This window comes from Photobacterium sp. BZF1, assembly GCF_014349205.1.
Taxonomy (GTDB): Bacteria; Pseudomonadota; Gammaproteobacteria; order Enterobacterales; family Vibrionaceae; genus Photobacterium.
Genome location: NZ_JACSOF010000198.1, coordinates 1 through 10,126, shown reverse-complemented (window position 1 = coordinate 10,126; position 10,126 = coordinate 1). Strand labels below are relative to the sequence as shown.

The 10,126-nt window shown below is 41.3% G+C and carries 9 protein-coding genes; 6 read left to right on the top strand and 3 right to left on the bottom strand.

Annotated elements, in window-relative coordinates; translation table 11 throughout:
- Positions 1-292: 292 nt before the first annotated feature.
- The 3 genes from BIZ37_RS27615 to BIZ37_RS27605 form a co-directional block, all read right to left on the bottom strand.
- Positions 293-691: a hypothetical protein gene (locus tag BIZ37_RS27615; protein WP_187464262.1), complete on the bottom strand. Its 399-nt coding sequence runs from the start codon at positions 689-691 to the stop codon at positions 293-295.
- Between the two features lie 395 nt (positions 692-1,086).
- Positions 1,087-1,530, bottom strand: coding sequence for a hypothetical protein (locus tag BIZ37_RS27610; RefSeq protein ID WP_187464261.1), 444 nt, complete (start codon positions 1,528-1,530; stop codon positions 1,087-1,089).
- A gap of 11 nt (positions 1,531-1,541) precedes the next feature.
- Positions 1,542-1,991, bottom strand: a complete 450-nt coding sequence (locus tag BIZ37_RS27605; protein ID WP_187464260.1) for a hypothetical protein — start codon at positions 1,989-1,991, stop codon at positions 1,542-1,544.
- A 1,441-nt stretch (positions 1,992-3,432) separates the two neighbouring features.
- Between BIZ37_RS27605 and BIZ37_RS27600 the strand changes: the two genes are divergently transcribed.
- From BIZ37_RS27600 to modC, 6 genes are all read left to right on the top strand, one after another.
- A complete protein-coding gene (locus BIZ37_RS27600; RefSeq protein ID WP_222939865.1) occupies positions 3,433-3,861 on the top strand; it encodes a hypothetical protein in 429 nt (142 codons plus the stop codon).
- Positions 3,862-5,729: 1,868 nt separating this feature from the next.
- Entirely contained in the window at positions 5,730-5,933 is a 204-nt protein-coding gene (locus BIZ37_RS27595) for a hypothetical protein (protein WP_187464259.1), read from the top strand.
- A gap of 68 nt (positions 5,934-6,001) precedes the next feature.
- A complete protein-coding gene (locus BIZ37_RS27590) occupies positions 6,002-6,187 on the top strand; it encodes a hypothetical protein (protein WP_187464258.1) in 186 nt (61 codons plus the stop codon).
- A gap of 1,322 nt (positions 6,188-7,509) precedes the next feature.
- On the top strand, positions 7,510-8,277 hold the full coding sequence (gene modA, locus BIZ37_RS27585) for a molybdate ABC transporter substrate-binding protein (protein WP_187464257.1): 768 nt from the start codon (positions 7,510-7,512) through the stop codon (positions 8,275-8,277).
- Positions 8,277-8,966: a molybdate ABC transporter permease subunit gene (gene modB, locus BIZ37_RS27580; RefSeq protein ID WP_187464256.1), complete on the top strand. Its 690-nt coding sequence runs from the start codon at positions 8,277-8,279 to the stop codon at positions 8,964-8,966. The genes modA and modB overlap by 1 nt, the downstream gene beginning before the upstream one ends.
- On the top strand, positions 8,963-10,048 hold the full coding sequence (gene modC / locus BIZ37_RS27575) for a molybdenum ABC transporter ATP-binding protein ModC (RefSeq protein WP_187464255.1): 1,086 nt from the start codon (positions 8,963-8,965) through the stop codon (positions 10,046-10,048). Before modB ends, modC begins: the two co-directional genes overlap by 4 nt.
- Positions 10,049-10,126 lie beyond the last annotated feature (78 nt).

The following is a 10,126-nucleotide window of genomic DNA, read 5'->3' as shown; positions in this document are numbered from 1 at the left end:
GATCAAAGTTTCATAGCCCATTTATTTAAAGCAGTGACTAAGCCAGTTTGGAAGTAATGACTAAATGCCAGGGCTCATTGAATTAATCGGGCAGGTTTTATGTAGCCTTCGATGGCTGGTAAAGGCATTAACCCAGTGTCGCGACTAGAGGTAACCCAATCTTCATTGCTGCTGCACCAAAACGACGATCCCGTTATCTACGAGGTAATAAGCGTTAACCAAAAAAAGTAGTGTATGGCCAACTTACTAGGTATGTTCACTAGGATAAAGCCGAAATTCAAATCTATCTTCCCTACTTGCACTTATGGGCGAACTCAACAATTTCAAACCCTGCTAACTCATCCAATTGGAACTGATGAGCAAGCTTAACTTCGCTAACATTATCGAATGCCAATAATGTTGGGGCGACCTTGTTGCAAGTAAACTGGGATTGGCTTGCTATAATTTTATTGGTTTCGCCGTCGTAAACCTCAACATATTTCGTTTCGTATTTGTATACTATGGTTATCTTATTACCGAAATGGTTGACCAGCACATTGGATAGGGTTATCTCATCCGATAATACAGTGCCCTGAGCCTGAATCATGGACTTGTTTAGCATTCTGGTTAGATCTAGTGTCCAGTTCTCGGCCTTAACTGGCTGAGCCACCATAACGATTTGTAGCAGTGCAGCTATGACTAATCTTTTCATTGCTTACCCCACTTAGCGAATAGCTTGTTCTTTCCATAGTAAAGGCCGACCGTGACAAGGAATGTACATCCGAGAAGTGCCGAATTAGTTAAGTATCCATCCCACCCTTGATTCAGGTAGTTAAATATATTGTCCTTTGTCGCGATCAAGCACGCGGCTCCGAATAGGAATAAAATTGAATTAATAGCTATGTTAAGTAGTGTTTTCATTGTCTTGTTTCCTTGCTCTAATCTTAATTTAAATTGGGCACCGCAACGAGCCCCCCATTTGTTGGCGGAATCAATAACCACTCTGGACTGAGTTCCTCACTTGACCATCTAGAGGATTTAAATGACCCATTCAGGATATCGATTTCGTTCTGTTTCCATATTTTGTCTTGCTCAGCCTCTACAGCACTAAAGAGCACCTGCCATTTTGTTAAATATTGCCGTAAAACCCTTAGTTGAGTAAGAAACGCTAGTCCCGCCGTTATCAGTAATTACTACCATATTCTTAGTAATAAATTCTTTACCTAGGTACTGAAGCCCTTTAACCGACTTCGGGTAAAATGCGATCACACCAGGCCCAGCGCATTTTTCGGTGAAGAATACGTCTTTACCATTAACTGACCAGATACCAATGTTTTTACTCTTTGTTGCCTCGGTACACTCTTCTACACCTGAAGCCGAGAGAATGAGATTCAGGCTATCCCCCGTTTTAGAAGGCAGAAGGTATACAGCAATACTATTCCCTTCGGCCTCAATGAACCCTGTTCCACGACTTGTGGTTTTCCAATGGTCAGTCGCAGCGTTAACCGAAGTAGAAGCAAGTAGAGATGTAGCGATTAGTAGTTTGTTCATTTGTTTACCCCTTACTTGTTCAATTGGTCGATTAGAAGGTTATGTGCCTTGACAGTCTTAGCGTTAACTTGCCCTACGATAACCAGGATGATTGCTACGATTTCGGCAAGGCCAGCAGCAGTGAAGCAGTTATAGACGACCTCCCAGTTGACACTGTAGCTACCAATTTCGCTAATCCCTATGAATGCGAAGAATAAGCCAGCGATTAGTAGCGCATAACCAAACAGGTGAACTTTTACATCAGCCAGCTTGCCGTTAGTGCTTTGATAGCCATGAGCCATTGTTGGCTCTGCTGCATCTTTACCACGAAGGTAGGCGTCAACCGCATGGCCTTCACTCATAGCCGCCACATATTTATCCTGCGACCAGCCTTTCTCTACCCAGTAAAGTACTGTGTCTGCGTTATCACCGTCGATAGCTCTGGTCTCAGGCCCCTTAGTAATGATGAGAAAGTTGTTCATTTCGTTTTCCTATTAAGAGATAAGTTGAGCTTCAATTGACGCAAGTTCTGTCGTTGGCACTTTGAGAAGCTTTTTAGTCTTACGGATACGAACACCCGTGAAGTGAGAAGCGACGATCCATCCTAGTATCCAAGCACCGCCAGTAATTACACTAAGAACAACTAAACAAGGTGCGCCGTCTTCTCACAAGATAATGTTAACTTCGCCATTTCGATGGCGGAATAATACATACTTAGTACGCTTAAAGGAAAGAACAAAAAAGCATATTAATACTATTGCTGAACGCTAGATGGAATATAATTAAAAAGGACTGCACCTCGATAATAAAACAATAAAACTGTTTAATTACAGTGTTTTATATTGATTTTAATTCTATTGAAATAATATTGAAGCGAAAAATCAGCATACAAGGTATCTAAGTCTTCAAGATACTTTTTCTAATTAAGCAGGAGCTTGTTAGTGCAAAAATCTAGCTCGTTTCTATCCAGCTTCGAGCTAGCTACCCGGCAAGCTCAGTGTGAAGGACTTAACATCTATCAGTCAGTTTTATGTTTGTAGTACAGCTAAAGGCTGCAAAGTCAGCCGTGCTAGAAGTTGTGATAAGTGTACTCGCCATCAATCGATACCCGGCACTAGCTAATGTTAAAAGTCCTTGTTGTGCACACTCTTTCAAGATATGTGATCAATGAGGTAGGCCGATGAAAAAGCGGACTGGGAAATACGATTCATTCTGGAGGCAGTGGATTTACCCTGAGTCAGGATGCATTTATGAATACGCAGAAAATTGAGGATGATGGAAACATCGTCATTAACCTCACGTATTTCAAAACTGAAGATAATGTAATGAAACTTTTTCAGGAATACATGCAGCAGGACAGATTAACTACCTGAAGTTCTCATATCTGTTGTCTACAAGCAAAAAATTGACTCACATCAAATAATTTTCTTTTTTCGCCATTAATATTACGTACTAAATACTTAATGTATTTACAGTACATTATTCTATATGTATTATTCGATGCACACGGGAACACACTGATGCACACCAAGAGGTTGTCATGGAAACAGAACGTGTACATATGAACTGGCCGTTAGAGTTCAAGCAAAAACTGAAACAAGTAGCTGAATCTAATGATCGGGATCTTACTCAGTAAGTTATTCATATGCTGAAAAAACAAATGTCGGACGACAATGATTAGAAGTTGTACTGTCGATGTTACGATTATCAAACCTAATCAGCCGAAAAGTTCAAGCAGTAATTGAGTCATTTGTTGCCGTGTTTTCAAAGGTATCAGAGACAAATTCAGCTTATTCGCCAACATGAAAAAAGTTTTGTAGAAAGTGAAGTCTTTATCTACTCCGAAGGAATCTCGGCGCTAATACTCGGACGATAAACAGCTTCGTTGTAATAATTTAACTCTAATGCGTATTTGGTATTTATATGAAAAGACTATCTTTAGCCGCTGCCCTTATTGCTACTTTATTTGCTTCAGGGTGCACACAGCGTGTAGCTGATTTAACATTAGCATCAAGTAAGAACGTAAACATGAATAGCTCAGGATTTGTAGAAGGTCAGCGAGTAACAGGTACTGATCAAACTGCTGTAGTTTTATTTCCAATAGGTATCCCGAATGTAGAAGAAGCTACTGATAATGCCATTGAACAACATCCTTGTGCTGTTGCTTTGAACGATGTAGTCGTTGATTATGGTTATTTCTCATTTCTATTTGGATCTATATGGTATGACGTTGAAGGTACGTTAGTCTTGGATACAGAAAAAGCTGGATGTGAGCAATATAGAAATCAACCATTGAAAAATGTGCAAACTATCTTAGACAATAAAAATGAGTCAAATTCTAAAGGTGTATAACCTCTCAAATAGGATATTATAATGCGTATTACTATTAGTTGATAACAGTGTGGATTGTAAGAGTGCACTTTAATTTTAATTTATTCATCTGTTAATGTTAGAGTGCTTATTTTTATATTTATTTTAGTGTAGTGGATGAGTGAATTTGGTCACTAGACTATACGCCTTGTGATATCCATGGTAATACATTAAATGCCAAATTAGGAAGGGCGTTGACAAGGATTTGTACAGAGCCTTTACAGTTGGCATTCCGTAACTCAGAAGTTCCCCTTTCTGTGCAGACTTTTATCCATTAAATGTGCATTGCTCTAAAAAAGCGGCTTCGTTGGCAAGGTCGAAGTTCACCTGTGATCATTCGAAATGCTTGATTATTGGTCATGACATGATCATGTGACACATAGATTATGATGCTAAATTGGAAATCTTAGAATGAAAAAGATATTTACAGCTATCTTAGCAATGCCGCTTGCTCTAGCAGTGCTTGCACTACAACTGTACTTTACACCTTATGCTATGGTTAGCCGAGCACTTAGTTGGCACCCAGCCCCAAAGCTACCGAAACTAATGTTTTTGCTCAATTTGTGTTTTGGCTGGACACTGATTGGGTGGTTAATTCTCTTGTGTCTCGCGCTTTACGTGCGCGGGAATCACCGACGGTACTAGTTAAGTCACTGCGTCTCGTAAAATTATAATTTGAGCTTTTCAGCTGACCAGATCTTCGGTATCGACACCTCTTGGGCGGATATACCCTAAATGTAACCTAGTAGAGGTCAATGCAAATAAATGCTGGTGGGAAATATTGAGAAGAAGCAAGCCGCTGATTAGAATTACCGGCCCTTAATCGATCTATCGAAAAGTGAAAATCAGCTTAATCCTGCTTGAGGTATTGATTAAGAAATTTTGGTAAACCCCTTCTCACTTAAGGTAAGTGAGATTGAGTGCCTAACAATCGATAGTTTACTTAAAGCTGCGAAGGTTACTGCTTATCAAATAAGAGGGCTGTATTTGATAGAGAACATAAAGTAAATTAACGCGAAAGACGAATTTCTGTCCAGTAGAAAAGCCTCAGGCGGTCGATATCAATCAGCAGTAGGAAAAGGTAATGGTTTGCACCAAGTCCGGTCTTTATTCCCGATTCGTCGTGCCAGGTATGTTTTTATCCCGTTGATCTAAATATTTTTTATCAAAGAAGTAATTAGAGCGTCATACTATATAGCAGTGCGTTATTTTGCATACCCAACTTAAAGCGTATCATGTCCGCATTAAGGGCCGGCGAAATAATTAAATGACAACTTCACAACTAACAGTAGTAATCGTATTCGCTCTACTGACTAACCTAGTTGGTCTGTTCAACCAAAAGGCGGTAGTTACGGCAAACCGTTCATTATGTCTATTGTTTTCTCTTCATTACTGGCATTCGTATTATGTGCCTTTCTTCCATGCTACAAAAATCTAGGAGTTAAGTAAGGAACGAATATCAGATTTTAACTTTTGAAGGCAATGAAACCGTAGTAGACCTTGCCGACTGCAAGGCTTTTTGGGTTGTGGTTGGGAAGGCACCGAATTAATCAATGCTGAATACGACAGCGATACAAAGGCCATGTATACAGGCGGTAACACAGCAGCCGTTAAGCAGGCACCTAGCAACTACATAATGAAACGTTCCGGGCTGTCGATAATTGGCCTCCTATTTATCGCGGTAGGCCTATATGTCATATATAGCGGTGCACTGACAATGTTCCTAATGATCACGTTTGGCGGCTGTCTATTCGGTTTCGGTGTTTCACTGATGTTCTGGACGCAATCATTAACACCTTGGTTGATAGCTACAACAAGAAATGCTAACTAATGAAGGAGCTAGCGAAGTAATGACAAACCCGATTATATGGATTATCTGCATCTTATTCGCTCACCTAGTGGGCATCTACAACCGAGAAGTTAAAGGCCGAAGCTATGTTGAAGCCGTGACTGCATCAATGGTCGGGGCAATCTTAGGCCTCGCTTTGTTAGCTCCGGTACTGGTGTTTGTCTTCTACGCTCTTCTACCAAACAAGAAACGGAGAATTAAGTAATCACAAGCATATTTGTAATCAGAACCATATTTTAGCAATGGCTGCACACCTTAGGTTAGGAGCATAAGATGAAAAAGGTAATCGCAACAGTAGCAATCCTGGCGTCATTTTCAGCTTCAGCAGCTTCGGACAAGTGGGGCAATAATATGGTGGGCACTGCCATGATTGATGCCATTGAAGGTGACGCAATTTACGCGCTGGCTACTTATGATGGTGAGACGGATGTTCAATTCGTATTTAAAAACATACCATAATGAGCTGACTTTACCACGTTATCCCGAGAAATTGGCATCTGCCGTGTAAACGACCAACCTATCAGGTTTGTGGCTCAGCGTTTAGGGGACGAAAAATCAAGTATGTATGACAAAAGCATACAAGACGATAATTATATAATCGACGAGTTCAACGGAATAATTTTGTTTTTGCTGTTCTTTGGGATTTGGGCGCTAATTATGGTCTAAGTGACATTTAATCTGTTGATTTTATGCTACATAAAAAAGTATGCGTTAATGGTGAAAAATCAACATATAACCAACACGCTCAAATAATCATAAACTCTCCAGAACAGATTATAGTTTTTAAAGGTGATGTTATGAAACACAAATTAATATTAGCGCTTGCTATTCTTGGCATATCATTTCACGCTACACGCTAGTGAGCCTCGAATTGAAGCAAGGAAAGCTGCATTCCATGTCGGTGAAATGGTAATGGCATGCGGAACAGTGGTTCAAGTATCTAAAGCTAAAAAGGCACATTACTTAAATCTTGATAACCGCTATCCAAATCAGACATTAGCTGTCTTGAGTTGGAACAATAATTTGAAGGGTTTCGAACAGAGGTTCGGTAAAATGTATCAGTTTGAAAATCAACGAGTCTGTGTGCGCGGGAAGATCACTGAATATAGAAATAACTTACAAATTCAACTCTCAAACCCTCAGTTTCTTAGGGTAATGAAAAGTGAAGTAACCCTTCACTTTCGTCAACTGTCATCAGACCCTGAGTGTGAAGGGATGACAGAGGTTGAATGTATTTACTACCATCAATGAATGAGAAAAGCTTCAAGGAAGTAGTAAATCAATTAAAGACAATATCGGTTCAGTGAATAACTGCCAACTTATCAAAAATTGACAAACTAGTTTTTGCCCAACTTCAGCCTATACGAAGTTGCTGACTTAGAGATGTAAATCTAACTATCTTTTGTCTAAATGAAAGTTACGTTTAAGGGCGTAACTCTGTTTTCAACTTTTTGAAACACTGCACAACTCCTAGTGACAGCGTAACATGATTTTTCTCTCATTTTTATCATTTACTACCACCGAAGCCTAAATCAACTGTTTTTGAAAAAGCCCGTTTGACATAACCATGAAGTCTTTAGACCGCTAGACCCTTAAGTTTATGATTAGGAACAAGTTAAATTCTCATTATGCTGTTCGGCTATCTGGAAGTCTTTCCGGCTTTCTTTGGGCATTTCCGGTTTATTACCTTCTTTCCCACTATCCTTATCACTATCTAGGTATTTTTCTTTAGCGTTATATACTTTACTATATAACGGTGTTTTTGCTCGTAGGATCTAAAGATGAAATGCTTGAAAGCGGCCATTGTCGCTATTGGTTTATCGGTATCGTCTTTTTCAACTTTTGCTGCAGAGAAGGTAACTGTGTTTGCCGCGTCGTCATTGACTAATGCAATGAATGATGTGGTATCAGCCTATGAGCAAAAGACCGGTGAAAAACCGACAGTTTCGTATGCGTCATCTTCAGCGTTAGCCCGTCAGATAGCGCAGGGCGCGCCAGCTAATATCTATGTATCGGCTAATGAAAAATGGATGGATTATCTCTCTGAACAGGGAGTGATTAAGGCATCAACGAGAAAGCCGTTGCTTCATAACAGCTTAGTGATGGTCGCGCCCAATAATTATCCTCAGCAGACTATTACCTTGGATGGTTCATTGGATCTGAAAAAAGCGCTAGACGGTACTCGTTTAGCTGTCGGCGATCCTAATCATGTCCCAGCAGGGATCTACACCAAAGAAGCATTGGATAATATCGGCTTGTGGCAACAAGCTGAACGCCTTCTCGCAAGGGCAAACAACGTACGCGGTGCATTATTACTGGTAGAAAGGCAAGAAGCGCTATTGGGCGTGGTTTATAAAACAGATGCACTGATTTCAAACAAAGTAAAAATCGTCAGTGAGTTTCCGGTAGATAGTCATACCCCGATCAGTTACCCAGTGGCTATGGTTGAGGGGAGGGGTAGTGAAAGTGCGAAAGCCTTCTATGACTTCCTTAACTCTGAAAACGCTGCAGCTATTTTTTCTGAATACGGCTTCGAGGGCATTCATTAGTGTTGACGGAGTATGAAGTTCAAGCATTATTGCTGAGCTTGAAAATAGCCAGTGTTGCCGTGGTTGTTAGCTTACCATTTGGTGTTATCTGTGCATGGTTATTGGCTCGATGCCAATTTGTTGGCAAATCACTATTAGATGGCTTAGTACACTTACCTTTGGTTCTTCCTCCTGTTGTTATTGGTTATTTATTATTGGTGTTGATGGGACGCCAGGGTGCTGTAGGGAAAGTTCTTTATGAATGGTTTGGTCTAACATTCAGTTTCAGTTGGCGTGGGGCAGTACTGGCCGTTGCTGTTGTTTCTTTTCCTTTGATGGTGCGCTCGATCCGGTTGGCGCTCGAAAGCGTCGATTACAAGCTTGAACAGGCAGCTCGCACTTTAGGGGCGAGCCCCCTTAAAGTCTTTTTTACCATAACCTTACCGCTGACGCTTCCGGGTGTCTTAACGGGTGCCATTTTGGCGTTTGCCCGCGCGCTGGGTGAATTTGGTGCAACCATTACGTTTGTTTCAAATATTCCTGGTGAAACGCAAACCATCCCTTTGGCGATGTACTCATTTATAGAAACTCCTGGTGCAGAAGATCAGGCAGCAAGATTATGTGTTATTGCTATCGTGATAGCGCTTGCGTCTATATTGGCTTCTGAGTGGCTTTCGCGCATGGCAAGACAGCGATTGGAGGCGAGATGATAGAGATAGATGTGAGGCAAAAGCTGGGTGATCTTGATATGGACATCCAACTTCAGCTACCAATGCAAGGTATCACCGCTATCTTTGGCCGCTCTGGTGCGGGCAAGACCTCTCTGATTAACGTTTTGAGTGGGTTAACAACGCCTGATTCAGGGGCAATCGCCTTGGGTCAACATGTTCTTTATAACTCTCAGGCAGGGATCAATTTGCCGCCTGAAAAACGTCGAATTGGCTATGTCTTTCAAGATGCAAGGCTGTTTCCTCACTATACAGTGACTGGCAACTTGCGGTATGGCTGTAAAACAGAAAATGTTGAGCAGTTCCAATCAGTGACCCAGTTATTGGGTATTGAGCATTTGTTGAAGCGTTATCCTGCGTCCTTGTCTGGCGGTGAAAAACAACGGGTTGCCATTGGGAGAGCATTGCTATCCAACCCATCAATGCTGTTGATGGACGAGCCTCTCGCCTCACTTGATCTTCCTCGCAAGCAAGAGCTGATGCCTTACTTAGAACGATTAGCCAAAGAAGTGAAGATCCCCATTGTCTATGTGACTCACAGCCTGGATGAGATCCTTCGCTTAGCTGATCATATGGCGATGATCCATCAAGGAAAGGTTGTGGTTTCAGGGCATATCAATAGCGTTTGGGGTTCGCCTGAGATGAGGCCATGGCTACCTGCGAAGGAACAAAGCTCACTACTCAGCGCCAGGGTTAATCATCACCACCCACATTATGCGTTGACCCAAGTGATGCTCAATCATGATGCTTATCTCTGGGTTAACCGCCTGCAAAGTGTTCGTGGTGAGTGGGTTAGGGTTCGTGTTCATTCCAATGATGTTTCATTGACCAAGGTAAGGTCGGAGCAAACCAGTATTCGTAATATCTTGTCGGCTAAGGTCGACAAGATACACCCTGTCGATGAACAAGAGCGTATAGAGGTACGACTCAGGGTGGGGGAAGCGCAGTTGTGGGCCAATATCACCAAGTGGGCGGCGGATGAGTTAGATTTATCGGTCGGTGATAAAGTTTTTGCTCAAATCAAAGGGGTAAGTGTAACTCAAGAAGATTTAGCAACTATGTAACTCCATGCACTAACCTTCAAATAAAGTACCGATCAATATTGGTACTTTTTTATTATTTATTAGCCACCTATATTATTA